Source organism: Paraburkholderia phosphatilytica (assembly GCF_003443895.1).
GTDB lineage: Bacteria > Pseudomonadota > Gammaproteobacteria > Burkholderiales > Burkholderiaceae > Paraburkholderia > Paraburkholderia phosphatilytica.
The window spans coordinates 49776-72318 of the sequence record NZ_QQOA01000034.1 but is presented as its reverse complement, the minus strand read 5'-3'; the positions used below and the strand labels follow the sequence as shown (position 1 = coordinate 72318).

Below are 22543 nucleotides of genomic sequence, written 5' to 3'. Positions count from 1 at the left end.
CCCAAAATATGTCTCGACGGGCTTCCCGTTTCAAAAATCGCGAGCCGTATGCGCGGGATCACCGGCGGCGGGCTCATTGATCAGCGCTTCCCTAGGTGACAGAATCGCGACGGCGACGCGTTAGCGGCCCGCCGTCTTCTCGCTCCCGCACGCATCTTTCGTAGTCCCGGAGCCGGTTCGAACCCGCGTTGCGCGGGTTTTTTTATTTCGGCGCGTTTCCAGCCAGGCGCCTCCAAGGTTTTTACCGTATTGACGTATACATACGTGGTAGTAGTTAACAAGCATCGGCCGGGTCTGTGGACAACTGAATAATTCTTCGCAAAGTCAAGCGCTTGCGTAAACGATAACCGGGCGGATCGGACATGCGTCGCGAGCGGTTGGGCGGGATAACTTTCTGTTCGGCCGTGTGACGCCCTACACTTGTCAAGAAACGGCGCACACGCGGTCCATCGCGCTATCCACCGGTTTTCCACAGATCGGACTGAATAACTTAGCTGTGCGATTTGCCGGTCTCGCATAGAATGACGTTTCCGCAGTAGCGTTACTCTCGTGCCTGTCCGTCGTGATCGTTTGTTTGGACCTTCGTGCTTCCGGTCGAACCCGCTTCATGACGGGGCAGCCATGACGAAGAAGCGTCACGTTTTTGAGGTAGCAGGATGGGCCCGCGAGCGTGCAGTCAGGGTACCCCACACTGCCGGCGGCTTCGGTTGCCGGTGGCCATCCCCGTGAGCGGCGTGCAGTCAACAACGAACAGAAAATTATGAGCGAAGGCGTATATGGTGAGCAGGCAACCGGGCGTGTGACGCACAGCCTGTTGCGACTGAGCACGGCTATGCGTAGCCAGGCTTGGGAATGGGCGGAAGGCGCAGGCCTGACGCCGACCCAGGGTGAAATTCTCGTGCTGCTGATGCAGCGCAAGGGCCCGATGCGGCTCGGCGAAATCGCGCGCGAAACCGCGCTGACCGCCGCGACCACGAGCGATGCGGTGAGCACGCTCGAAGGCAAGGGTCTCGTCGAAAAGCGCCGAGCGCTCGACGACGGTCGCGCGCTCGCAGTGCGGCTGACGGCGCGTGGCCGGACGGCGGCGAAGAAGGCGGCGCAATGGCCGGACTTCCTGTCGAAGGCGGTCGGTACGCTGCGTGGCGAGGAACAGGTCGTGTTCTATCGCACGCTGCTGAAGACGATTCGCCAGCTGGAAGCGCAGGGCGACATTCCGGCACACCGGATGTGTGTGACCTGTTCGCACTTCGAGCCAAGCAAGAATCCGAAGAAGACGCCGCATCGCTGCGTGCTGCTCGATCTGTCGATGAGCGATACGGATCTGCGTCTCGACTGCTCGGTGCACGAAACCGCGGATCTTGCGACGCAGAAAAAGACCTGGAAGATTTTCGCGCAGCAGGCCTAAGCGGTTTTCGCGGTCGGGCTGGGGCGCAAGCGCCGGGCCTGCTCCGCGGGTTGCCGGCGCCGTCAGCGTCCTTGGTGGCACGTGGCGCGCGCGGCAGGCCTGCGGCACAATGCACGTTCTTCTCCTGACGCAGGGTTCATGTCGATGAAGCGCGAAGCATTGGCGATCCGTCACGTCCACTTCGAAGATCTCGGCAGTCTCGAGCTCGTTCTCGGCGACCGTGGCTGCCTCGTCCGCTACCTGGATGTCGGCGTTGCACGCATCGAGGCGCCCGATCCGGTCGCGCAGTCGCTGATGGTGGTGCTGGGCGGCCCGATCAACGCGTGCGACGACGCGCGCTACCCCACGCTGCTGCCGCTCGTGTCGATGATAGAGAAGCGCATCGCGGCGGGTCTGCCGACGCTCGGCATCTGTCTTGGCGCGCAGCTGATCGCGCGGGTGCTGGGCGCGCGCGTCTATCCCGCGGGCTACAGCGAACTCGGCTGGACGCCGCTCACGCTGACCGATGCCGGGCGCCAGTCGCCGTTGCGGCACCTGGACGGCAACCACACGTCGATGCTGCACTGGCACGGCGATACCTTCGATCTCCCCCAGGGCGCGACCTTGCTCGCGTCCACGCCGAAGTGCCGTAATCAGGCATTTTCGTACGGCGACCACGTGCTCGCGCTGCAGTGCCATCCGGAGATTCGCGCGGACCGCTTCGAGCCGTGGCTGATCGGTCACGCAGCCGAAATCGCGGCGACGCCCGGCGCGGACGTCGGCCAGTTGCGCGTCGATACGGCACGGCACGCGCCGGCACTCGAACAGGCGGCGCGCGCGATGTTCAACGAATGGCTGGACGCGGTCGAGACCCAGGTCTGACCGACGTCGCATTGCGCGGACCGTAGCGGACCAGTGTGCACCATAGCGCGCCGCCCGTCATACGGTTGTCATCTGCTGCGAAGGTTCAGCTGAGCGGCCAGCCGCCTGCGGCAAATCAGTCGCGATGCTATTCTCGATCGCTCTGTCCTTCCTTTCGCGATCGCCATGAGCCAGCTCTTCACCCCTGTCACGCTACGCAGCCTGACGCTGCCCAACCGCATCGTCGTGTCGCCGATGTGCCAGTACTCTGCCGATCGCGGCGAGGCGACTGAGTGGCACATGATCCATCTCGGCCATCTGGCGCTCTCGGGTGCGGGCATGCTGTGCATTGAGGCGACCGCCGTCGAACCGGATGGCCGCATCACGCCCGGCGATCTCGGCTTGTGGGACGACGTCACGGAAGCGGCGCTCGAACCGGTGCTGGCCGCGATCCGCAAGCATTCGCCGATCAAGGTCGCGATGCAGCTCGCGCACGCGGGCCGCAAGGCGTCGAGTCATGTGCCGTGGGAAGGCGGTCAGCTGATTCCGGTCTCGGCGGGCGGCTGGTTGCCGCATGCGCCGTCGGCGGTACCGCACAAGGCGGGCGAAGAGCCGCCGCTCGCACTCGATGTCGGCGGCCTCAACCGCGTGCGCGACGCATTCGGCGCGACAGCGCGCCGCGCCGCGAAGCTCGGCATCGATGCACTCGAATTGCACGGCGCGCATGGCTATCTGCTGCATCAGTTTCTCTCGCCGCTCGCGAACCAGCGTAGCGACGATTACGGCGGCTCGCTCGAAAACCGCATGCGTTTCCCGCTCGAAGTGTTCGACGTGGTGCGCGCGGCGTTTCCCGCGGATCGTCCGGTCGGCGTGCGCGTATCGGCGAGCGACTGGGTCGACGGCGGCTGGACCGTCGACGACACCATCGTCTTCGCGAAGGAACTGCAGAAGCGCGGTTGCGACTGGATCGATGCGTCGTCCGGCGGCGTATCGCCCTTGCAGAGAATCCCGCTCGAGCCCGGCTACCAGGTGCCGTTCGCACGCGCGATCAAGGAAGCGACCGGTATCACGACGATCGCGGTGGGGCTCATCACCGATCCGCAGCATGCCGAACGTCTGATCTCGGAAGGCGACGCCGACATGGTCGCGATGGCGCGCGCGATGCTCTACGATCCGCGCTGGCCGTGGCACGCCGCCGCGCAACTCGGCGCGAGCGTGACAGCGCCGCCGCAGTACTGGCGCTCGCAGCCGCGCGAACAGAAAGCGCTGTTCGGCGACATCTCGTTCGGGCAGCGTTGAAGCCTGGTGCAGACGCGGGCTGCGCCGTTCGTCGTAACGGTGCTGCCGCATCGAAGCCAGCCAGCGCTCGTGACATCTTTTGACGACGGTTGAAGGAAGTCATATCAAACGTGTACGATGCCGGTTGTGACGCGGCGCCTGTCGGGCGCCGCGTTTGCTATATGCGTGCAAAATGCGGCGTCGGAATTTCGTCTTCATCAGTGCGATGTCACCTGCACGACGGCAGACAAGTGTTGTCACGCAGGACGGCATCGCGCTCTTCACCCCCAGTACTTCACAAGGATTCGTTCAATGAGTTCACGCAGGATCGCCGTGCGTCGTTCCGGTGTGCACGGCAAAGGCGTGTTTGCCACTGAAGCCATTGCGGCCGGCGAGCGGCTGATCGAGTACAAGGGCGAGCGAATTTCGTGGAAGGAAGCGTTGCGGCGTCATCCGCACAATCCGGCCGAACCGAATCACACGTTCTATTTCGCACTGGATGACGGCCGCGTCATCGATGGCAAGGTCGACGGCAACAGCGCGCGCTGGATCAATCACTCCTGTGCGCCGAACTGCGAAGCGGAAGAGATCGACGGGCACGTGTTCATTCACGCGCTGCGCGACATCGACCCGGAGGAAGAGCTGTTCTACGACTATGGCCTCGTGATCGACGAGCGTCAGACGAAGAAGCTCAAGAAGGAATACGAATGCCGCTGCGGCGCGCGCAAGTGCCGCGGCACGATGCTCGCGCGGCCGGAGAAGGAAACCGGCAAGGACAAAGACAAGAAGAAAAAGAAGAAGTGAGCGTCGCGGCGTACTGCTGACGTGCGCGGCCGGTATCGAATGCGGTGCCGGCCGCGTGAAAGAAGCAGCGCGGTGAAGCGGGGCAGTGAAGCAGGGGACTGAAGCAGCTACAGATCGGCCGGCGCGTGAAGCGCCTTTTTTTTCGTCTGCCGGCGGGCGTCGTCATCCGTGTGCGGTGTCTGAGCAGTGTGCAGCAACGGCACGCGCACGATGAAGCGCGCGCCGCCTTCCGGTGCGTCCTCGTAGTGCACGCTGCCTCGATGCAGCGCCATGATGTCGTGCACGATCGCGAGGCCCAGGCCCGCGCCTCCATCCACGCCGGTGTCGCGCTGACCGTCGCCGCGGAAAAAGCGCTTGAAGAGGTCAGCCTGCTGGTTGGCCGGCACACCCGGGCCGTTGTCCTCGACGATGATCTCGCCGAACTCCATGCCATCGCTCATTGCCCGCGATACGGCGACGGTGATGCGTCCGCCGTCGTAACGCGCGGGCGGCACGTACTTGAGTGCGTTGTCGAGCAGGTTGGCGATCACCTCGTGCAGCAGCACGGGATTGCCGCGCGCCATCAGCGGCTCGTCGTTGCTCGGATCGTCGAGCCGCTGGAAGCCGAGGTCGACGTGCACGGCAAGCGCGCGCGGCACCCATTCGGCGCCCGTTTCGAACGCGAGCGCCGCGAGATCGAGGTTGACGAAGCGCGCCGCCTGTTCGCCCGGCTCCGCGCGCGCGAGCGACAGTAACTGGTTCGACAGACGCACCGCGCGATCGGCCGCGGCACGCAGTTCGCGCACGGCCGCGAGCGTGTGCTGCGGGTCGCGCGAGGTCGCGGCCTGTTCCGCATGCAGCTTCACCGCCGTCAGCGGCGTGCGCAGCTGATGCGCGGCGTCGGCGATGAATTTGCGCTGCGCATCGAGCGCGGTCTTGAGGCGATCGAGCAGCGCGTTGAGCGCGCCCGTCAGCGGACGGATCTCGACCGGCACGTAAGTTTCGTCGACCGGTTCGAGCGACGTGTGGGTCTGGCGGTTCAGCGAGTCGGCGAGGTCGGTGAGCGGGTTCAGCTGCTGGTTCACCACGCGCCACACGATCGCCCAGCCGGCGAGCAGCAACAACAGCAGCGGCATCATGATCGCGACGAGAAACTCGGCTGCGATCTCGAAGCGATGCCGCACCGGCTGCCCGACCTCGACGACGATCGGGTTGCCGGTCGGCTGCGTGACGCGGACCTGCGCGACCCGGACGGTGGTGCCTTCGTGGGTGGTCTCGAAGACGTACGCGAAGTGCATCCGGCGCACGTTCGTGCCTTGCAGCGGCAGGTTCGAGTCGCCGGCGATTTCGCGGTCGCCGTCGCTGATGCGATAGACGAGTTCTTCGACGGGGTCGGAGAACATCGCCTGAGCGAGCGGCGGCACGGCGACTGACGCGTTGGGTCCATCGATCTGGATCTGCCGCGAGATCGCGGTAGCGAGATCGGCAAGCGAGCGGTCGACCACATGCTGCGTGTATTGCCACGCGAGCCAATAGGCGATCAGCCCGCTCATCAGGGCGAGCAGCGAAAGAGGGGCAGCGAGTCGACGCAATAGCGTGCGCCGCAGGCTGTTCGCGGCCGGGTAGGGCATGGTCGAACGCTACTGGATGGACGGGCGTCGCGAGCTCGCTGCCGCGACGCCAGATGAAACCGTTACGACGCCTGGCGGATTTCCTGCAGGAGGTAACCGAAGCCACGCACCGTGACGATTTCGACACGGCAGTTTTCGAGTTTCTTGCGCACACGGTGCACGTAGACTTCGATCGCGGTGTCGCCGAGATCGCCGCCGAAATGCGTCAGGTGATCCTGCAGCTGTGCCTTGCTGACCACGCGGCCGTGGCGCAGCAGCAGCATCTCGAGCACCGCGAATTCACGCGGCGACAGTTCGAGCGGCTTGTCGTCGTTGAAGATGCGGCGATCGACGCCGGACAGACGCACGCCGCCAAGCGACACTTCAGGACGCGGCACGTCGCCGTGCGGGCCGCTACGGCGCATCACCGCACGGATGCGCGCTTCGAGTTCGGCCGGTTCGAACGGCTTCAGCATGTAGTCGTCCGCGCCGGAATTGAGGCCCTGGACGCGGTCGTTCAGCTCGTCGCGCGCGGTCAGCACGATCACCGGCGTGTGCCGGTTGCTCTGGCGAAAACGCGAGAGCAGTGTCATGCCGTCGATGCCGGGCAAGCCGAGATCGAGAATCACGAGTTCGTGGCGGTTCTGCGTGAGGGCCTGTTCGGCGAAGATGCCGTCGTGAACCATGTCGACCGTGAAGCCGGCTTGTTCGAGGCTGCTTTGGATGCCGCGTGCGATAGGGCGGTCGTCTTCGATCAGAAGGAGTCGCATGGATTCGCTCAAGTACAATGGGTTACGCATGTCGGACGCGCGGTTGCCCTCGCGCCAGCCGCATACGTGCCGCGCACAATTCGTGCGGGTCGCCAAACTGATCCCGAGTGTCATGACCGATATCACGATCAAAGAACTGGAAGCCGCGATCAATTTCTGGCGCGCCCGCTCGCCTTCGCACGGCGACGAACTCACCTTGTGCAAGGAGGCAAGTGCGCTCTCCAAGCCGTATGCGCTGATGATTGTACAGCGTCAGAACATTGTCACGCCGGAAGGAATGGACGATGCCGCGCGCGACGCATGGCTATCTTACGTTCGACTTAACAACGACCTTCAGAACTGAAGGATAGCGCACGCGGAGCCTGTGTTTTCGCTTTCAGTGTCGCTTCACGCGGCATGCATAACCTCGTACCGGGTTTACCCGCGACCGCTTTTCTTCGCATGTTTGCCGGCTTCGTCGATGAACTTCGCGAGTTCGATGTCGCGTTCGGTGAGACCGTTCGCGTCGTGCGTCGACAGCGTGATGTCCACCTTGTTGTAGACGTTGGACCACTCCGGATGATGGTCCATCTGCTGCGCCTTGATCGCGACGCGGGTCATGAAGCCGAAGGCCTCGTTGAAATCAGCGAACTGCAGCTGCCGGCGGATTGCATCGCGGCCTTCCGTCGTTTCCCAGCCATCGAGCTGCTTCAGTTGCGTGGCGCGCGCTTCGGAACTCAGTTTCTGGATCATCGTGTCACCTCGTGTCGATCGGATGCGGGTTGGATCGTCCGGCCGTCGTGGCCGGGCGAGGTCGAGCGGTTCATTGTTCCACTTATGCCGGCTTGCCGCTGACGCGGAATGCGGCGCGCGGCGCATGCGGCTTTACACGTCGCCGCCGGCGGTCCATCCGGCGCCGCTGCCGCCGGTGATGATCCGATCGGTCGCGAGGATCGTGCCCGCCGGATGCGGCGTCGCATCGGCGAGTTTCGCGAGAAGCGGCGCGAGATCGGTGCGGGCCAGTTCGAACAGCTGGTTGAAGTCGTCGATCACGAAGTAACTTTTCTGGAAGGTGTCGATCCGGTACCGGGTCTGCATCACGCGCTCGAGATCGAAGCCGATCCGGTTCGGCGCATCGCTCTCCAGGCTATACAGCGCCTCGCTTTTGCTCGACACAATGCCAGCGCCGTAGATCTTCATGCCGTGCGAACCGGAAGCATCGCGGATCAGACCGAACTCGACTGTGTACCAATAAAGTCGTGCGAGAAGCGGCAGTGCGCCCGCGTTTCCCGCGGCCAATGCGGTTTGTCCATAGGCCTGCATGTAGTCGGCAAAGACCGGATGCATCAGGAGCGGGACATGGCCGAACAGGTCGTGGAACAGGTCGGGTTCCTGCAGATAGTCGAGCTGATCCGGACGGCGCATCCACCACGTGACCGGCAGGCGCCGATGCGCGAGATGTTCGAAGAACACCGGTTCGGGTACGAGCCCCGGCACCGCGACGACCGACCAGCCCGTCGCGCGCGCGAGCTTCTCATTCAGCGCGTCGAACGAAGGCACGTGGCTCGAAGGCAATCCGAGCCGCGCGACGCCTTCAAGAAACGCTTCGCACGCGCGACCCTTCAGCAGCTCGGTCTGCCGCACGTGGAGCTGCTGCCAGACCGAGTGATCGACCGCACGGTAACGCTCGAGTGGTTGGTCGATCGTGAAGTCGGCGCGGGTTTCGAGCTCGGCGTCGAACTGGTCCTGGAGCCGGGCGGTGAGGGTATCGGGCATCGCGGTTCTCGCAACTGGCGTACTGTGTGCAAGTTTGCGGCACCCGGCGCGCGAAATGGGCGCAAGCTGCGCTTTCGGCAGACTGATAATGCGATAATCATGCACCGAATCATCAAAGGATGCAGGAAAACACCATGATTGAGCTGGATCATTTCGATCTGTCGCTGCTGGACGTGCTGCAGCGCTTCGGCCGCGCGACGCATCAGCAGCTCGGCGAACGGGTGCCGCTGTCGCCGTCGCAGATCGGCCGGCGGCTGCAGCGGCTGGAGGCGATCGGCGTCGTGGATGGCTATCGGGTCGTGCTGCGGCCGGAAAAGCTCGGGCTTGGCGTCACCGCGTTCACGAGCCTGAAGCTGAAGCACCACGGCGATTCGATCATCGAGCAGTTCCAGCAGCAGATCGACGTGCTGCCGGAAGTGCTGGAATGCCATGCGGTGGTGGGCGACGCCGATTATCTGCTGCGGATCGTCGCGCCGGATCTGAATGCGCTGTCGACGTTCGTGATGAAGAAGCTGATGCGCGTGCCGGGCGTCGACAGCGTGCGCTCGAATATCGTGCTCACCACGTTCAAGCGCAATGGGCCGTTGCCACTCGGGCATCTGGCGCCGGGCGCGCCGGCGGATTGATGCGTTGAACCCGGTGGCGGTGCCGGGTTACCCAGGCGAAGCAACGTCAAGCCACCTTCAACTCGCCCTCATCGTCATTCAGCAGGTCGACGTACGCGACCGCGACCAGGTCCGACTCCGGCACGCCGAGCCTCGCGAACATGTCGTGCGCTTCGGCCTCGCCGCCTTCCTCGTCGTCATCCACGCCCAGCACCACTTCCAGCTCGACGAAATCGCCAAGACCGTCTACACGGTCGAGATGGGTCCGCGTGCGCCCCACGAGATACACGTGACGTTCCTTCGTGACGATGCCGCGCGTCGTCAGCGCGGTTGCGAGCAGCGAATGCATCGCCTCCGGGTTCGTCACCGGGCTGCGCGTGTAGTACGACGCCTTCGGGCCGTCGCGATCGTCGCGCTGGTAGAAAATCAGTTCGGCGGGCGTGCCGTCATCGAACTGACGCAGCTTCAGGCGGCCGCGCGGCACGTCGTAGAAGAAGTCCTGCTGGCGGAAGATCAGCGGCGGCTCGGGCGACAGCGCGGCGGCGCGTTCGACGAGTTGATCGAAGTGCCGGGCGCGGGCTTTGATTTCGATGTTGCGTGCCATCTGATGCTCCTGTCTGACGATTGAACCGACGACGGTTCCCTGGCGGGGCTGCTCGCCAAAGAATCGGGAAAAAGAACCGGTGGATGCGTGTAGCGGAACGACGTGGACGGCGGCGACCGTGCACTGCGGTCGCCGGTTACGGCAAGAACCGTCAATCTAGCAAAACTGGGCGGCGCTGTCGTGCAACGGGACGGTGGGGCGGCGCGCCGCGTCATCAGCACCGCTCATATCGCCCACTGCTGCTCGATCAGCTTGAGCGCCGCGGCGATCGCCGGTTCTTCCCGGCGCGCCGCCAGCGCGACGAAGGTGAGCTCGGTGGGCACGGTCACGCCTTCGACGATGGTCAGCGCATGCGCGTGCGCCTCGGCAAGTGCTGTCGCGTCGCGGGCCAGCGTCAGGCCGACGCCCGATTTCACGAGGTCGAGCATCGACGGCTCCTGATCCACCTCGGCCACCTTCAGCGGCTTCACGCCGGCGTCCGCGAAACGCATCGACAGCAGCCGGTTATGCGCCGACGCAGGCGGCGTCCAGATCCATGGCAGACCGGCGAGCGCTCGCCAGTCGCGCGCGCCCTTCACGCGGTCTTTCCAGCCGGCCGGCGCAAGCACCCGGTACTGAAAGCGCGTTAGCGTGACGACGTGAAATACATGGGGGTCGCGCTCGTCGCCGGGTGGCTGGCCGATGTAGTAACCGACGTCGAGTTCCCCCGCGCGGACCTGCTCGAGCACCCAGCCCGACATGCCATGCCGCAGCGCGGTTTCGATGTGCGGCCAGGTTTCGACGAGCTGACGCAGAAAGCCGCCGAGCCGCAGAAACTCCGGGTCGAGGATCGTGCCGATCCGCAGCGTGCCGCGGACTTCGTGCCGCAGCGCGGCCGCGGCGCGCTCCACGTCGTCGGCGGCGGCCAGCGCGCGCTCGGCGTGCGGCAGCAGCGCCTGACCGTCACGAGTGAGCGAGAGGCCGTGCGACGTCCGCGTGAACAGCGTCACGCCGAGCGCCTCCTGAAGGTTCTTGATCTGCAGGCTGACGGCGGGTTGGGTCAGGTGCAGATGCACGGCCGCGCGGGTGAGATTGCCCTCCCGCGCGACGGTGGCGAATGCCCGGAGCAGAGTCAGGTCCATCCCGTGATATTAGCGCGCCTTATATCAAAATTGAGCAGAACTCATTGGATCGGAATGCGCGTTGCCATTTAGGCTTGCTGTCATGCCGCGTGTCTGGGCGATTCGACGGTCATCCAACGGAGACAGAAATGGGCGAGACACATCAAAGCGAAGCCGGCGTGCACAAGCTGACGCATTCGATCAACGGCCGTGCCGTCGAAGGCACGAGCGATCGCTACGGCGACGTGTTTAACCCCGCGCTCGGCAAGGTGAGCGCGCGCGTGCCGCTCGCGAGCGCCACCGAAGTGGACGCCGCTGTTGCCGCCGCGAAGACCGCGTTTCCGGCCTGGAGCGAGACCGCGCCGATCAAGCGCGCGCGCGTGATGTTCAAGTTCAAGGAACTGCTCGACCGGCACCACGACGAGCTCGCCGAGCTGATCACGCGCGAGCACGGCAAGGTGCTCTCGGATGCGAAGGGCGAGGTGATGCGCGGCATCGAAGTCGTCGAATTCGCTTGCGGCATCCCCAATCTGCTGAAGACCGATTTCACCGACCAGATCGGCGGCGGCATCGACAACTGGAATCTGCGTCAGCCGCTCGGTGTGGTCGCGGGTATCACGCCGTTCAACTTCCCGATGATGGTGCCGTGCTGGATGTTTCCCGTCGCGATCGCGTGCGGCAATACGTTCGTGCTGAAGCCATCCGAACGCGATCCGTCGGCATCGCTGCGCATCGCCGGGCTGCTGAAGGAAGCGGGTCTGCCCGACGGCGTGTTCAACGTCGTGCATGGCGATAAGGTGGCCGTGGATGCGCTGCTCGCGCACCCGGACGTCACTGCGCTGTCGTTCGTCGGCTCGACGCCGATCGCCGAGTACATCTACACGGAAGGCACGAAACACGGCAAACGCGTGCAGGCGCTGGGCGGCGCGAAGAACCACCTCGTCGTGATGCCCGATGCGGATCTCGACCAGGCCGTCGATGCGCTGATCGGTGCCGCGTACGGTTCGGCCGGCGAGCGATGCATGGCGATCTCGGTGGCCGTCGCGGTCGGTCATATCGCCGACGAGTTGATCGAGCGTCTGACGCCGCGCGTGAAGTCGCTGAAGATCATGAACGGTATGGAATCGGCCGCGGAAATGGGTCCGCTCGTGACGGCCGCGCATCACGCGAAGGTCACGGGCTACATCGATGCGGGCGAGAAGGCGGGCGCCAAGCTCGTCGTGGATGGCCGCGGCTTCAAGGCGCAGGGTCATGAGGACGGCTTCTTCATCGGCGGCACGCTGTTCGACGACGTGAAGACCGACATGACGATCTACCGCGAGGAGATTTTCGGGCCGGTGCTGTGCGTCGTGCGGGTGCCGGACTTCGCATCGGCCGTGGAACTGATCAATCGCAACGAGTTCGCGAACGGCGTGTCGTGCTACACGACGGACGGCGGCGTCGCGCGCGCGTTCTCGCGTCAGATCCAGATCGGCATGGTGGGCATCAACGTGCCGATTCCGGTGCCGATGGCGTGGCATTCGTTCGGCGGCTGGAAGAAGTCGCTGTTCGGCGACCACCATGCCTACGGCGAGGAAGGCGTGCGCTTCTACACGCGCTACAAGAGCATCATGCAGCGCTGGCCGGACTCGATCGCGAAGGGCGCGGAATTCACGATGCCGGTTGCGAAGTAGCAGGAAACCGCGAGTAGAACGAAGCATGAACGCGCGCCGCGAACGACGGCCCGTTCAAGGAGACGCAGCATGAGCGTTGGACTGGGCGAGCGTAAGCTGGAAGGCGAATTCGATTATGTGATCGTGGGCGCGGGCACCGCGGGTTGCGTGCTCGCGAATCGCCTGACCGAAGATCCCGACGTCAGCGTGCTGCTGCTCGAAGCCGGCGGCAAGGACGACTATCACTGGATTCACGTGCCGGTCGGCTATCTGTACTGCATTGGCAATCCGCGCACCGACTGGCTCTACAAGACGCGTGAGGAGCCGGGCCTGAACGGCCGCGCGCTGTCGTATCCGCGTGGCCGCGTGCTGGGCGGCAGTTCGTCGATCAACGGCATGATCTACATGCGCGGCCAGCGCGAAGATTACGACGAATGGGCGCGCGTGACCGGCGATTCGTCGTGGAGCTGGGACGCGGTGCTGCCGGTCTTCAGACGCAGCGAAGATCACCACGGTGGCGCGAACGCGTGGCACGGCGCGGGCGGCGCGTGGCGCGTCGAGAAACAGCGGCTGAAGTGGAAGGTGCTCGAGACGTTCGCGCAAGCCGCACAGGAAACCGGCATTCCCGCTACGGATGATTTCAACCGCGGCGACAACACCGGCGTCGGCTACTTCGACGTGAACCAGAAGCGCGGCATTCGCTGGAACGCGTCGAAGGCGTTTCTGCGGCCCGCGCTCAGGCGGTCGAATCTCACCGTGATCACCGGCGCGCACACGCAGCGGGTCGTGTTCGAAGGCAAACGTTGCGTCGGCGTCGAATATCGCGGCGATGGTGTCGAGTACCTCGCGAAGGCGCGTCTCGAAGTGCTGCTGAGTTCGGGCGCGGTGAATTCGCCGCAACTGCTGGAGCTCTCCGGCATCGGCGACGGCGCGCGTCTGCAGCAGCTTGGCATCGGCGTCATCGCAGAGCGGCGCGGCGTGGGCGAAAATCTGCAGGACCATCTGCAGTTGCGCATGGCGTATCGCGTGGATGGTGTGCGCACACTCAATATGGCGTCCGCGCACTGGTGGGGCAAGCTGCTGATCGGCATGCAGTACGCGCTGTTCCAGCGCGGCCCGATGTCGATGGCGCCGTCGCAGCTGGGTGCGTTCGCGAAGTCGGACCCGGACGATCCGTCGGTCACGCGCCCGGATCTCGAGTATCACGTGCAGCCGCTGTCGCTCGATCGCTTCGGCGAACCGCTGCATCGTTTCAACGCATTCACCGCGTCGGTGTGCCACCTGCGGCCGACGTCACGCGGCAGCATTCATATCGCGGCGGCGGATCCGCACGCGCCGCCGGTGATCGCGCCGAACTATCTGTCCACCGACTACGACCGGCACGTCGCCGCCAATGCCTTGCGATTGACGCGCCGGATTGCCGCGGCACCCGCGCTCGCGCGCTACGCGCCGCGCGAGATCCTGCCGGGCATCCAGTTCCAGACCGAAGAAGAGCTGCAGCGCGCGGCGGGCGAAGTGGGCACGACGATCTTCCACCCGGTCGGCACCTGCCGGATGGGATCGGACAACGATCCGGCATGCGTCGTCGACAACCGGCTGCGCGTGATCGGCGTCGAAGGTTTGCGTGTCGTCGATGCATCGGTGATGCCCACCATCACGTCGGGCAACACCAACTCGCCGACGCTGATGATCGCGGAACGCGCGAGCGACATGATTCGTGCGGATCGTCGCGAGCAAGCGCGCGGCACTCGTGCGGTTTCCGAAATAGTGGCGCCGATGTCGGTGGTGTGACAGCCGCCGCCCGGTTCGCACCGGGGTTTAAACGTTCACCACACTAAGTGCAAATCCCAATGATTGCGGTGCATCATTGGCGAGACAATGAGCGCCTGGCTGCGTGGAGCGGCCATTCGGTCACAGCCGGATGATGCACCACGCCACGCTCGACACGGGGGTGTCGACGTCATCGAACGCGCGCGGTCTAGCGCGAACCATCGCAGTGCTTCGCCTGGCTTTCGTAGGGAAGGGGACATGATTCTCGGCGACACGATTCTGGAAACGCGTGGCCTGACGAGGGAATTCAAAGGCTTCATCGCCGTCAACGGGGTCAACCTGCGAGTCAGGCGCGGCTCGATTCACGCATTGATCGGGCCGAATGGCGCGGGCAAGACGACCTGCTTCAACCTGCTCACGAAATTTCTCGCACCCACTGCGGGCCAGATCGTTTTCAACGGCATCGACATCACGCGCGAGCGTCCCGCGCAGGTCGCGCGGCGCGGCATCATCCGGTCGTTCCAGATTTCCGCGGTGTTTCCGCATCTGACGGCATTGCAGAACGTGCGCGTCGCGTTGCAGCGTTCGCTCGGCACCGCCTTTTATTTCTGGCGGAGCGAGCGCACGCTGCGCCAGCTCGACGATCAGGCGATCGATCTGCTGACCCAGGTGGGCCTTGCCGATTTCGCGGATGTCCTGACCGTCGAACTGTCGTACGGCCGCAAGCGCGCGCTCGAGATCGCCACGACGCTTGCGATGGAGCCTGAACTGATGCTGCTCGACGAGCCAACGCAAGGCATGGGCCACGAAGACGTGGATCGCGTGACGGCGTTGATCAAGAAAGTATCGAGCGGCCGCACGATCCTGATGGTCGAACACAACATGAACGTGATTGCCGGCATCTCGGACACCATCACCGTGCTGCAGCGTGGCGAAGTGCTCGCCGAGGGCACGTACGCCGAGGTGTCGAAGAACCCGCTCGTCACGCAGGCCTACATGGGCAGCGCGGACGCGACGCTCGCCGGAGCGCACGCATGAATACCGTTGCCGAACTGAACCCGACGGACGAGAAGCAGACCGCCGACGCCGAACCATTGCTGTCGATCAGCCAGCTGCAGGCGTGGTACGGCGAATCCCACATACTGCACGGCGTCGATCTCAACGTGAGCCGCGGCGAAGTGGTGACGCTGCTCGGCCGCAATGGCGCCGGCCGCACGACGACGCTGCGCGCGATCATGGGCCTCACCGGTCGGCGCACGGGCTCGATCCGCATCGGCGGACGCGAAACCATCGGCATGCCGACGCATCGCATCGCCCATTGCGGCATCGGCTATTGCCCGGAAGAGCGCGGGATTTTTTCGAGCCTGTCGTGCGAGGAAAACCTGCTGTTGCCGCCGTCGGTCGGCGCGACCACGAACGCGATGTCGATCGACGAGATCTACGAGATGTTCCCGAACCTGAAGGAGCGCCGCGCAAGCCAGGGCACGCGCCTGTCGGGCGGCGAGCAGCAGATGCTCGCGGTGGCGCGGATCCTGCGCACGGGCGCGAACCTGCTGCTGCTCGACGAGATCTCCGAGGGGCTCGCGCCGGTCATCGTGCAGGCGCTCGCGCGCATGATCGTCACGCTGAAATCGCGCGGCTACACGATCGTGATGGTCGAACAGAATTTCCGTTTCGCGGCGCCGCTGGCCGACCGCTTCTACGTGATGGAACACGGGCGCATCGTCGAGCATTTCGGCGCGTCCGCACTCGAATCGAAAATGCCCATCCTGCACGACCTGCTGGGCGTGTGAGCGCCCCGAAGTGCTTCCGACAACCACAACGCAAAGAAGAAGGAGACACGAATGAAAATCAAGACCCTCGCGCGCCTCTCGTCACTCTGTTTTGCGGCACTCGCCAGTGCCGCGCTGACGATCGCTCCCGCGCGCGCAGCCGATGACGCGGTGAAGATCGGTTTCATCACCGACCTTTCGGGGCTGTATGCCGACATCGACGGACAGGGCGGTATCGAGGCGATCAAGATGGCCATTGCCGATTTCGGCGGCAAGGTCAACGGCAAGCCGATCCAGTTCATGTACGCGGACCACCAGAACAAGGCGGACATCGCGGCGTCGCGCGCGCGCGAATGGTTCGACCGCGATGGCGTCGATCTGCTGATCGGCGGCACCAACTCGGCGACCGGCCTCGCGATGAACTCGGTGGCGGGCGAGAAGCACAAGGTCTACATCAACGTCGGCGCCGGCGCCGACACGCTGACCAACGAGCAGTGCACGCCGTACACGATCCACTATGCGTACGACACGATGGCGCTCGCGAAAGGCACGGGCTCCGCAGTGGTGAAGCAGGGCGGCAAGACGTGGTTCTTCCTGACGGCCGACTACGCGTTCGGCAAGTCGCTCGAAACGAATACCGCGAACGTCGTGAAGGCGAACGGCGGCCAGGTGCTCGGCGAAGTGCGCCATCCGCTGTCCGCGTCGGACTTCTCGTCGTTCCTGCTGCAGGCGCAGGCATCGAAGGCGCAGATCCTCGGTCTCGCGAATGCGGGCGGCGATACGGTCAACGCGATCAAGGCCGCGAAGGAGTTCGGCATCACGAAGACGATGAAGCTCGCCGCACTGCTGATCTTCATCGACGACATCCACGCGCTCGGCCTGCAGACCACGCAGGGCCTGGTGCTGACCGACAGCTGGTACTGGAACAAGGACCCGGCGGCGCGCAAGTGGGCGGAGCGTTACTTCGACATCACGAAGAAGATGCCGTCGAGCCTGCAGGCCGCGGACTATTCCGCGACGATGGACTACCTGAAGGCCGTGCAGGCGGTTGGTTCGACCGATGCCGACAAGGTGATGGCGCAGCTGAAGAAGCAGAAGGTCGACGACTTCTACGCGAAGGGCTATGTGCGTCAGGACGGCAGCATGATCCACGACATGTACCTGATGCAGGTGAAGTCGCCGGCTGAGTCGAAGGAGCCGTGGGACTACTACAAGATTCTCGCGACGATTCCGGGCGATCAGGCATTCGGCACGAAGCAGGAATCGCGCTGCGCGCTCTGGAAGTAAGCGCGGGCGTGGCCCGGTGCGTTGCCGTGTGAAGTTCGCGGCGGCCCGCGCCGGGCGCAACGATCGTGCGCTGGATGCGGACGTCCAGGGTGCCGATAGCGACGCGTGCTTCGGGGGAAGGGCCGCGTCGTTCGCGTTGGCGCCACCCTCGATCTGACTTTGACGACGGATTCAATGGATATCTTTGGCATTCCGCTATCGGCGATGCTGAGCCAGCTGTTGATCGGGCTCGTGAACGGCTCGTTCTACGCGATCCTGAGCCTCGGTCTCGCGGTGATCTTCGGCCTGCTCAACGTGATCAACTTCGCGCACGGTGCGCTGTTCATGCTGGGCGCGATGCTCGCGTGGATGGGGCTCGCGTATTTCAACCTGCCGTACTGGGTGATGCTCGTGCTCGCGCCGATCGTGGTGGGATTGTTCGGCATCCTGATCGAACGTTCGATGCTGCGCTGGCTGTACCGGCTCGATCACCTCTACGGGCTCCTGCTCACCTTCGGCCTCACGCTCGTGATCGAAGGCGTGTTCCGCTCCATCTACGGTTCGTCGGGCCAGCCGTACGACACGCCCGACGTGCTCTCGGGCGCGACCAATCTCGGCTTCATGTTCCTGCCGAACTACCGCGCGTGGGTCGTCGTCGCGTCGCTCGCGGTGTGCTTCGTCACGTGGTTCGTGATCGAGAAGACGCGGCTGGGCGCGTATTTGCGCGCCGGCACCGAGAACCCGAAGCTGGTCGAGGCGTTCGGCGTCAACGTGCCGCTGATGATCACGCTCACCTACGGCTTCGGCGTCGCGCTTGCGGCGTTCGCGGGCGTGCTCGCCGCGCCGGTGATCCAGGTGTCGCCGCTGATGGGCCAGCCGATGATCATCACGGTGTTCGCGGTGGTCGTGATCGGCGGGATGGGATCGATCATGGGCTCGATCATCACGGGTCTTGGCCTGGGCGTGATCGAGGGATTCACGCGCGTGTTCTATCCGGAGGCGTCGGCGACGGTCGTGTTCGTGATCATGGCGATCGTGCTGCTGGTTCGTCCGGCGGGCCTGTTCGGCAAGGAAAAATGATGCAGAGAAAAGCGCTCTACAGTCTTCTGCTGCTCGCGCTGATTGCCGCGCCGTTCGCCGGCGTGTACCCGCTCTTCGTGATGAAGGTGCTGTGTTTCGCGCTGTTCGCCGCGGCGTTCAATCTGCTCATCGGCTATACCGGGCTGCTGTCGTTCGGCCACGCGATGTTTCTGGCCACCGCTGGCTATCTGACCGGCTTCGGTATCCAGTCGCTGAACCTGTCGCCGGAACTGGGCGTGCTCGCGGGAACCGTGGCGGCGACGCTGCTCGGGCTCGTCGTCGGCATCTTCGCGATCCGGCGGCAGGGCATCTACTTCGCGATGGTCACGCTCGCGCTCGCGCAGATGGTGTACTTCGTCTATCTGCAGGCACCGTTCACGCACGGCGAGGACGGGCTGCAGGGCGTCGCGCGCGGCAAGCTGTTCGGCGTGGTCGGTCTCGATTCGGATCTCGCGCTCTACTACGTCGTGCTCGTCATCATGGTTCTGGCGTTCCTGCTGATCGTGCGGATCGTGCACTCGCCGTTCGGGCAGGTGCTGGTCGCGATCAAGGAGAACGAGCCGCGCGCGGTATCGCTCGGCTACGATACCGACCGCTTCAAGCTGCTGGCATTCGTGCTGTCCGCGGGCCTCGCGGGTCTTGCGGGTTCGCTGAAGGTGCTGGTGCTCGGCTTCGAGACGCTGAGCGACGCGTACTGGACGATGTCAGGGCTTGTGATCCTGATGACGCTCGTCGGCGGGATGGGCACGCTGTTCGGGCCGCTCCTGGGCGCGGCGCTGATCGTGTCGCTCGAAGACCGGCTTGGCGACATCGGCAACGGCATCGCGAGCGTGACGGGCGTGGGCTGGTTCCGCTCGCTCGGGGAATCGGTGACGATCGTGACCGGCATCATCTTCATCGCGTGCGTGCTGGCGTTCCGGCGCGGCATTGTCGGCGAGATCGTGGCGCGCGTGAAGACGCTGCGGGCCTGACCTCGTGAATTGATTGGGGATGCGAACTATCTGGTGGAGAGCGGGAAGAGTGGGGATCGCGGCGGAAGCGCTCCCATTCCGGCGCAACACGCCCCACATTTGTGCCGCACTGCACCACTAGGGTAAATGCTAGTTGTCCCGTAAGGTGGCGATTTTTAAACTACACGCAGTTCTGATGCACCGAATTTGCAGGTGGAGAACGAGGAGACAATTGAGGCGCTCAGCGCCCGAGACAGAGAGCGCTGTTGGATATTCATCCAACAGCGCTTTTTCTTTGTGCCTTCCATTTTGCGGGCTGTGATTGTCCTGCGCGTGTTCCGCGCGCAGGCGGACCGCTCGCTTCCCCGCGATTTTCCCTTATTTTTCAACGCCCGATGCGCCGCAAAATTCCTTGCCGCGCCGAGCTTGCGTCCGTTAAACTCGCCGTTCCCATTGACCGACCGTCTGGTTGGCGATGGACGATCACGTCATTCACTCGAACTTGATCCGAACGGATTCACGGGGACAACGCGTCATGAAGCGGGTCTGGAAGGTCACGGGTCGTGCGGCTTCGCCGGGCATTCCCGGGAAGCACACCATCGCGCTGCTGCCGAAGACCGTTGCGGGCCAGAAGATCGACTACGTCGTGCTCGACCACGCGACGGACTCGCGCGCGACGATCTTGATCGTCGGCGATTGAGACCACCGGCGAAGAGGTCAAGACGAGAACCCGGAAAACACAAGGCGCGTGCAGTTGACGCGCCTTTTTTCATGCTCGCGCGATGCAGGGAATACGAGCCTTGGCATTGCCGAACCTGACAGATAGATTCAGAAGCCCGGCCGAGGAGCCGGAAGACATTCACGCATCAAGCGTTTGGAGACTTGAATGACAACGACAAGAAACTGGATTCGCGCAGGCGTCACCGCCTCTCTCGCAACTACGCTCGTCTGCGCGGCAGGGTCGGCCGCGGCACAGGTGAAGATCGGCGTCACGCTGTCCGCGACCGGACCCGCTGCTTCGCTTGGCATCCCCGAGAAGAATACGATCGCACTGCTGCCGAAGGAAATTGGTGGCAAGAGCATCGAATACATCGTGCTCGACGATGGCTCGGATACGAGCCACGCGGTGCAGAACACGCACAAGCTGATCGACGAGGATCACGTCGACGCGATCATCGGCTCGACGGTCACGCCGAACTCGCTCGCAATGATCGACGTCGTGTCAGCGGCGAAGACGCCGATGATCTCGATGGCGGCATCGGCTGCGATCATCGCGCCGATGGACGCGAAGCGCGCGTGGGTCTTCAAGACGCCGCAGAACGACGGGCTGATGGCCGACGCGATCGCGAGCTCGATGGAGAAGCAGGGCGTGAAGAGCGTCGGCTTCATCGGCTTTGCGGATGCGTATGGCGAGAACTGGTACACGGTGTTCAGCCAGGCCGCGGCCGCGCATCACCTGAAGGTCGTTGCGAACGAGCGCTATAACCGCACCGACGCATCGGTGACGGGCCAGGTGCTGAAGATCGTCGCGTCGAATCCGGATGCGGTGCTGATCGCGGGTTCGGGCACGCCGTCCGCGCTGCCGGCGAAGACGCTGAAAGAGCGGGGCTACAAGGGCAGGGTCTATCAGACGCACGGCGTCGCAAACAACGACTTCCTGCGCGTGTGCGGCAAGGATTGCGACGGCGAGCTGCTGCCGGCGGGTCCGGTGCTCGTGACCGAGCAATTGCCGGATTCGAACCCGGTGAAGGCGTCGTCGCAGGCGTATCGCACTGCGTACGAGAAGGCCTATGGCGCGGGCTCGGTGTCGACCTTCGGCGGCCACGCATGGGATGCGGGCCATCTGCTGGAGCGCGCGATTCCCGAAGCGCTGAAGACCGCGCAGCCGGGCACGCCGGCCTTCCGCGAAGCACTGCGTAGCGCGCTCGAAAACGTAAAGGACATGGCGGGTGCACACGGCATCTTCAACATGACGCAGACCGATCACAACGGCCTCGACAAACGCGCGCGCGTGATGGTCGAGATCGTCGACGGCAAGTGGAAGCTGCAGGGCGAATGACGCGCTCCTGCGATGGACGAAGCAGGCGATGCTTCGTCCGCGCGGTTTTCTGATTGACGACCATGGCAGCCGCCGCGCCGGATTCTGGCGCGGCGGCTGTGCTTTACGGGCTTGCAATGCGCGCGTTCGCGCAGGCAACCGTCGCGGTTTTCCGATCTGATTTAGACGTTCCAGGACGAGGCAGTATGGATCTATCGATAGCGGCCATCCTTGCGCAGGACGGCATCACCACAGGCGCGATCTACGCGCTGCTGGCGCTCGCGCTGGTGCTGGTGTTTTCCGTCACGCGGGTGATCTTCATCCCGCAGGGCGAGTTCGTTTCCTATGGCGCGCTGACGCTCGCCGCGTTGCAGACGCAGAAGTTTCCGGCGACATGCTGGCTGCTGATTGCGATGGGCGTGGCGTGCTTCGTCGTCGAGACTGCGGGTCTCGTGCGTCATGCCGAGCGGCGACGTCATGCGGCGCGCACGCTCGCGACGCTGGCGGGGAAGTATCTGCTGTTCCCGATCGCGGTGTATGCCGTCACGCACAGCGTGTTTGCGCAGCAGCTGCCGATGATCGCGCAGATCGCGCTCACGCTCCTCATCGTCGTGCCGATGGGTCCGTTCGTGTATCGGCTTGCCTACGAACCGATTGCTGAGGCCACGACGCTGCTGCTGCTGATCGTCGCGGTCGCGGTGCACTTTGCGATGGTGGGACTCGGCCTTGTGATGTTCGGCGCGGAAGGTTCGCGCACCAATGCGTTTTCGGACGCGACGTTCAACATCGGCAGTCTGAGCGTGTCGGGGCAGAGCCTGTGGGTGATCGGCACCGCGGTCGTGCTGATCGGCGCGCTGTACCTGTACTTCGATCGCTCGATTTCCGGCAAGGCGCTGCGCGCGACGTCGGTGAACCGCGTCGGCGCCCGGCTCGTCGGCATCGGCACCACGCAGGCCGGCCGGCTCGCGTTCACGCTCGCGGCGGGCCTCGGCGTGCTGTGCGGCATCCTCGTCGCGCCGCTGACCACGATCTACTACGACTCGGGCTTTCTGATCGGCCTGAAGGGCTTCGTCGGCGCGATCATCGGCGGGCTCGTCAGCTATCCGCTCGCGGCCGCTGGGTCGCTGCTGGTCGGGTTGCTGGAGTCGTACTCATCGTTCTGGGCGAGCGCGTACAAGGAGGTGATCGTGTTCACGCTGATCATTCCGGTGCTGCTGTGGCGGAGTCTCGCGAGCCCGCACGCCGAGGAAGAGGAGGAGTGACGC

21 protein-coding genes and 1 pseudogene are annotated in these 22543 nt (G+C 64.4%); 16 read left to right on the top strand and 6 right to left on the bottom strand.

Going from position 1 to position 22543, the window contains the following annotated elements; translation table 11 throughout:
* The first annotated feature begins 760 nt into the window (after nucleotides 1–760).
* From DVS29_RS28000 to DVS29_RS27985, 4 genes are all read left to right on the top strand, one after another.
* Nucleotides 761–1405, top strand: a complete 645-nt coding sequence (locus tag DVS29_RS28000; protein ID WP_118183783.1) for a MarR family winged helix-turn-helix transcriptional regulator — start codon at nucleotides 761–763, stop codon at nucleotides 1403–1405.
* A gap of 144 nt (nucleotides 1406–1549) precedes the next feature.
* On the top strand, nucleotides 1550–2266 hold the full coding sequence (locus DVS29_RS27995) for a glutamine amidotransferase (RefSeq protein WP_118183790.1): 717 nt from the start codon (nucleotides 1550–1552) through the stop codon (nucleotides 2264–2266).
* 165 nt (nucleotides 2267–2431) lie between these two features.
* A complete protein-coding gene (locus DVS29_RS27990; RefSeq protein ID WP_118183782.1) occupies nucleotides 2432–3544 on the top strand; it encodes an NADH:flavin oxidoreductase/NADH oxidase in 1113 nt (370 codons plus the stop codon).
* Between the two features lie 291 nt (nucleotides 3545–3835).
* Nucleotides 3836–4327 carry an SET domain-containing protein gene (locus tag DVS29_RS27985; protein ID WP_118183781.1) on the top strand — a complete coding sequence of 164 codons (492 nt, stop codon included), beginning with the start codon at nucleotides 3836–3838 and terminating at the stop codon, nucleotides 4325–4327.
* 107 nt (nucleotides 4328–4434) lie between these two features.
* Here DVS29_RS27985 and DVS29_RS27980 read toward each other — a convergent pair whose 3' ends face one another.
* Both DVS29_RS27980 and DVS29_RS27975 read right to left on the bottom strand, forming a co-directional pair.
* Complete coding sequence (locus DVS29_RS27980; RefSeq protein ID WP_118183780.1) at nucleotides 4435–5937, bottom strand: sensor histidine kinase; 1503 nt, start codon at nucleotides 5935–5937, stop codon at nucleotides 4435–4437.
* A gap of 62 nt (nucleotides 5938–5999) precedes the next feature.
* On the bottom strand, nucleotides 6000–6686 hold the full coding sequence (locus DVS29_RS27975) for a response regulator transcription factor (protein WP_017772270.1): 687 nt from the start codon (nucleotides 6684–6686) through the stop codon (nucleotides 6000–6002).
* A 112-nt stretch (nucleotides 6687–6798) separates the two neighbouring features.
* Here DVS29_RS27975 and DVS29_RS27970 point away from each other — a divergent pair, with 112 nt between their 5' ends.
* Nucleotides 6799–7029, top strand: coding sequence for a DUF3717 domain-containing protein (locus DVS29_RS27970; RefSeq protein WP_118183789.1), 231 nt, complete (start codon nucleotides 6799–6801; stop codon nucleotides 7027–7029).
* Between the two features lie 74 nt (nucleotides 7030–7103).
* Here DVS29_RS27970 and DVS29_RS27965 read toward each other — a convergent pair whose 3' ends face one another.
* Together DVS29_RS27965 and phhA are read right to left on the bottom strand one after the other, a co-directional pair.
* Nucleotides 7104–7442, bottom strand: coding sequence for a 4a-hydroxytetrahydrobiopterin dehydratase (locus DVS29_RS27965; protein ID WP_276314348.1), 339 nt, complete (start codon nucleotides 7440–7442; stop codon nucleotides 7104–7106).
* A gap of 108 nt (nucleotides 7443–7550) precedes the next feature.
* Nucleotides 7551–8441, bottom strand: a complete 891-nt coding sequence (phhA, locus tag DVS29_RS27960; RefSeq protein ID WP_118183778.1) for a phenylalanine 4-monooxygenase — start codon at nucleotides 8439–8441, stop codon at nucleotides 7551–7553.
* A 134-nt stretch (nucleotides 8442–8575) separates the two neighbouring features.
* Here phhA and DVS29_RS27955 point away from each other — a divergent pair, with 134 nt between their 5' ends.
* Entirely contained in the window at nucleotides 8576–9067 is a 492-nt protein-coding gene (locus tag DVS29_RS27955; protein WP_118183788.1) for an Lrp/AsnC family transcriptional regulator, read from the top strand.
* A gap of 46 nt (nucleotides 9068–9113) precedes the next feature.
* Here the strand turns inward: DVS29_RS27955 and DVS29_RS27950 are convergent, their stop codons facing one another.
* Nucleotides 9114–9650, bottom strand: coding sequence for a class IV adenylate cyclase (locus tag DVS29_RS27950; protein WP_118183777.1), 537 nt, complete (start codon nucleotides 9648–9650; stop codon nucleotides 9114–9116).
* 224 nt (nucleotides 9651–9874) lie between these two features.
* Nucleotides 9875–10771 (bottom strand): LysR family transcriptional regulator, encoded by an 897-nt coding sequence (locus DVS29_RS27945; RefSeq protein ID WP_118183776.1) that lies wholly within the window; start codon nucleotides 10769–10771, stop codon nucleotides 9875–9877.
* 128 nt (nucleotides 10772–10899) lie between these two features.
* Here DVS29_RS27945 and DVS29_RS27940 point away from each other — a divergent pair, with 128 nt between their 5' ends.
* From DVS29_RS27940 to DVS29_RS27895, 10 genes and pseudogenes are all read left to right on the top strand, one after another.
* Entirely contained in the window at nucleotides 10900–12423 is a 1524-nt protein-coding gene (locus DVS29_RS27940; protein ID WP_118183775.1) for a CoA-acylating methylmalonate-semialdehyde dehydrogenase, read from the top strand.
* 69 nt (nucleotides 12424–12492) lie between these two features.
* Complete coding sequence (locus tag DVS29_RS27935) at nucleotides 12493–14193, top strand: GMC family oxidoreductase (RefSeq protein ID WP_118183774.1); 1701 nt, start codon at nucleotides 12493–12495, stop codon at nucleotides 14191–14193.
* Between the two features lie 237 nt (nucleotides 14194–14430).
* On the top strand, nucleotides 14431–15210 hold the full coding sequence (locus DVS29_RS27930; protein WP_118183773.1) for an ABC transporter ATP-binding protein: 780 nt from the start codon (nucleotides 14431–14433) through the stop codon (nucleotides 15208–15210).
* Complete coding sequence (locus tag DVS29_RS27925) at nucleotides 15207–15965, top strand: ABC transporter ATP-binding protein (protein ID WP_118183772.1); 759 nt, start codon at nucleotides 15207–15209, stop codon at nucleotides 15963–15965. Before DVS29_RS27930 ends, DVS29_RS27925 begins: the two co-directional genes overlap by 4 nt.
* A 51-nt stretch (nucleotides 15966–16016) precedes the next feature.
* On the top strand, nucleotides 16017–17231 hold the full coding sequence (locus DVS29_RS27920; protein ID WP_118183771.1) for an ABC transporter substrate-binding protein: 1215 nt from the start codon (nucleotides 16017–16019) through the stop codon (nucleotides 17229–17231).
* Between the two features lie 174 nt (nucleotides 17232–17405).
* Nucleotides 17406–18290 carry a branched-chain amino acid ABC transporter permease gene (locus tag DVS29_RS27915; RefSeq protein ID WP_118183770.1) on the top strand — a complete coding sequence of 295 codons (885 nt, stop codon included), beginning with the start codon at nucleotides 17406–17408 and terminating at the stop codon, nucleotides 18288–18290.
* Nucleotides 18290–19261: a branched-chain amino acid ABC transporter permease gene (locus DVS29_RS27910; RefSeq protein WP_164708002.1), complete on the top strand. Its 972-nt coding sequence runs from the start codon at nucleotides 18290–18292 to the stop codon at nucleotides 19259–19261. The genes DVS29_RS27915 and DVS29_RS27910 overlap by 1 nt, the downstream gene beginning before the upstream one ends.
* A 535-nt stretch (nucleotides 19262–19796) precedes the next feature.
* Nucleotides 19797–19922, top strand: a pseudogene (locus DVS29_RS27905) (ABC transporter substrate-binding protein); the annotation flags it as partial.
* 204 nt (nucleotides 19923–20126) lie between these two features.
* Nucleotides 20127–21299, top strand: coding sequence for an ABC transporter substrate-binding protein (locus tag DVS29_RS27900; protein WP_118183768.1), 1173 nt, complete (start codon nucleotides 20127–20129; stop codon nucleotides 21297–21299).
* Between the two features lie 185 nt (nucleotides 21300–21484).
* Entirely contained in the window at nucleotides 21485–22540 is a 1056-nt protein-coding gene (locus tag DVS29_RS27895) for a branched-chain amino acid ABC transporter permease (protein WP_118183767.1), read from the top strand.
* Nucleotides 22541–22543 lie beyond the last annotated feature (3 nt).

What these genes read in the sequence shown, in the direction of transcription:
- DVS29_RS27950 (WP_118183777.1), bottom strand. Translation starts at nt 9,650, where the DNA reads ATGGCACGCAACATCGAAATCAAAGCCCGCGCCCGGCACTTCGATCAA.
- DVS29_RS27985 (WP_118183781.1), top strand. Translation starts at nt 3,836, where the DNA reads ATGAGTTCACGCAGGATCGCCGTGCGTCGTTCCGGTGTGCACGGCAAA.
- DVS29_RS27925 (WP_118183772.1), top strand. Translation starts at nt 15,207, where the DNA reads ATGAATACCGTTGCCGAACTGAACCCGACGGACGAGAAGCAGACCGCC.
- DVS29_RS27900 (WP_118183768.1), top strand. Translation starts at nt 20,127, where the DNA reads ATGACAACGACAAGAAACTGGATTCGCGCAGGCGTCACCGCCTCTCTC.
- DVS29_RS27940 (WP_118183775.1), top strand. Translation starts at nt 10,900, where the DNA reads ATGGGCGAGACACATCAAAGCGAAGCCGGCGTGCACAAGCTGACGCAT.
- DVS29_RS27920 (WP_118183771.1), top strand. Translation starts at nt 16,017, where the DNA reads ATGAAAATCAAGACCCTCGCGCGCCTCTCGTCACTCTGTTTTGCGGCA.
- DVS29_RS27930 (WP_118183773.1), top strand. Translation starts at nt 14,431, where the DNA reads ATGATTCTCGGCGACACGATTCTGGAAACGCGTGGCCTGACGAGGGAA.
- DVS29_RS27935 (WP_118183774.1), top strand. Translation starts at nt 12,493, where the DNA reads ATGAGCGTTGGACTGGGCGAGCGTAAGCTGGAAGGCGAATTCGATTAT.
- DVS29_RS27955 (WP_118183788.1), top strand. Translation starts at nt 8,576, where the DNA reads ATGATTGAGCTGGATCATTTCGATCTGTCGCTGCTGGACGTGCTGCAG.
- DVS29_RS27910 (WP_164708002.1), top strand. Translation starts at nt 18,290, where the DNA reads ATGCAGAGAAAAGCGCTCTACAGTCTTCTGCTGCTCGCGCTGATTGCC.
- DVS29_RS27970 (WP_118183789.1), top strand. Translation starts at nt 6,799, where the DNA reads ATGACCGATATCACGATCAAAGAACTGGAAGCCGCGATCAATTTCTGG.
- DVS29_RS28000 (WP_118183783.1), top strand. Translation starts at nt 761, where the DNA reads ATGAGCGAAGGCGTATATGGTGAGCAGGCAACCGGGCGTGTGACGCAC.
- DVS29_RS27915 (WP_118183770.1), top strand. Translation starts at nt 17,406, where the DNA reads ATGGATATCTTTGGCATTCCGCTATCGGCGATGCTGAGCCAGCTGTTG.
- DVS29_RS27975 (WP_017772270.1), bottom strand. Translation starts at nt 6,686, where the DNA reads ATGCGACTCCTTCTGATCGAAGACGACCGCCCTATCGCACGCGGCATC.
- phhA (WP_118183778.1), bottom strand. Translation starts at nt 8,441, where the DNA reads ATGCCCGATACCCTCACCGCCCGGCTCCAGGACCAGTTCGACGCCGAG.
- DVS29_RS27945 (WP_118183776.1), bottom strand. Translation starts at nt 10,771, where the DNA reads ATGGACCTGACTCTGCTCCGGGCATTCGCCACCGTCGCGCGGGAGGGC.
- DVS29_RS27980 (WP_118183780.1), bottom strand. Translation starts at nt 5,937, where the DNA reads ATGCCCTACCCGGCCGCGAACAGCCTGCGGCGCACGCTATTGCGTCGA.
- DVS29_RS27990 (WP_118183782.1), top strand. Translation starts at nt 2,432, where the DNA reads ATGAGCCAGCTCTTCACCCCTGTCACGCTACGCAGCCTGACGCTGCCC.
- DVS29_RS27995 (WP_118183790.1), top strand. Translation starts at nt 1,550, where the DNA reads ATGAAGCGCGAAGCATTGGCGATCCGTCACGTCCACTTCGAAGATCTC.
- DVS29_RS27895 (WP_118183767.1), top strand. Translation starts at nt 21,485, where the DNA reads ATGGATCTATCGATAGCGGCCATCCTTGCGCAGGACGGCATCACCACA.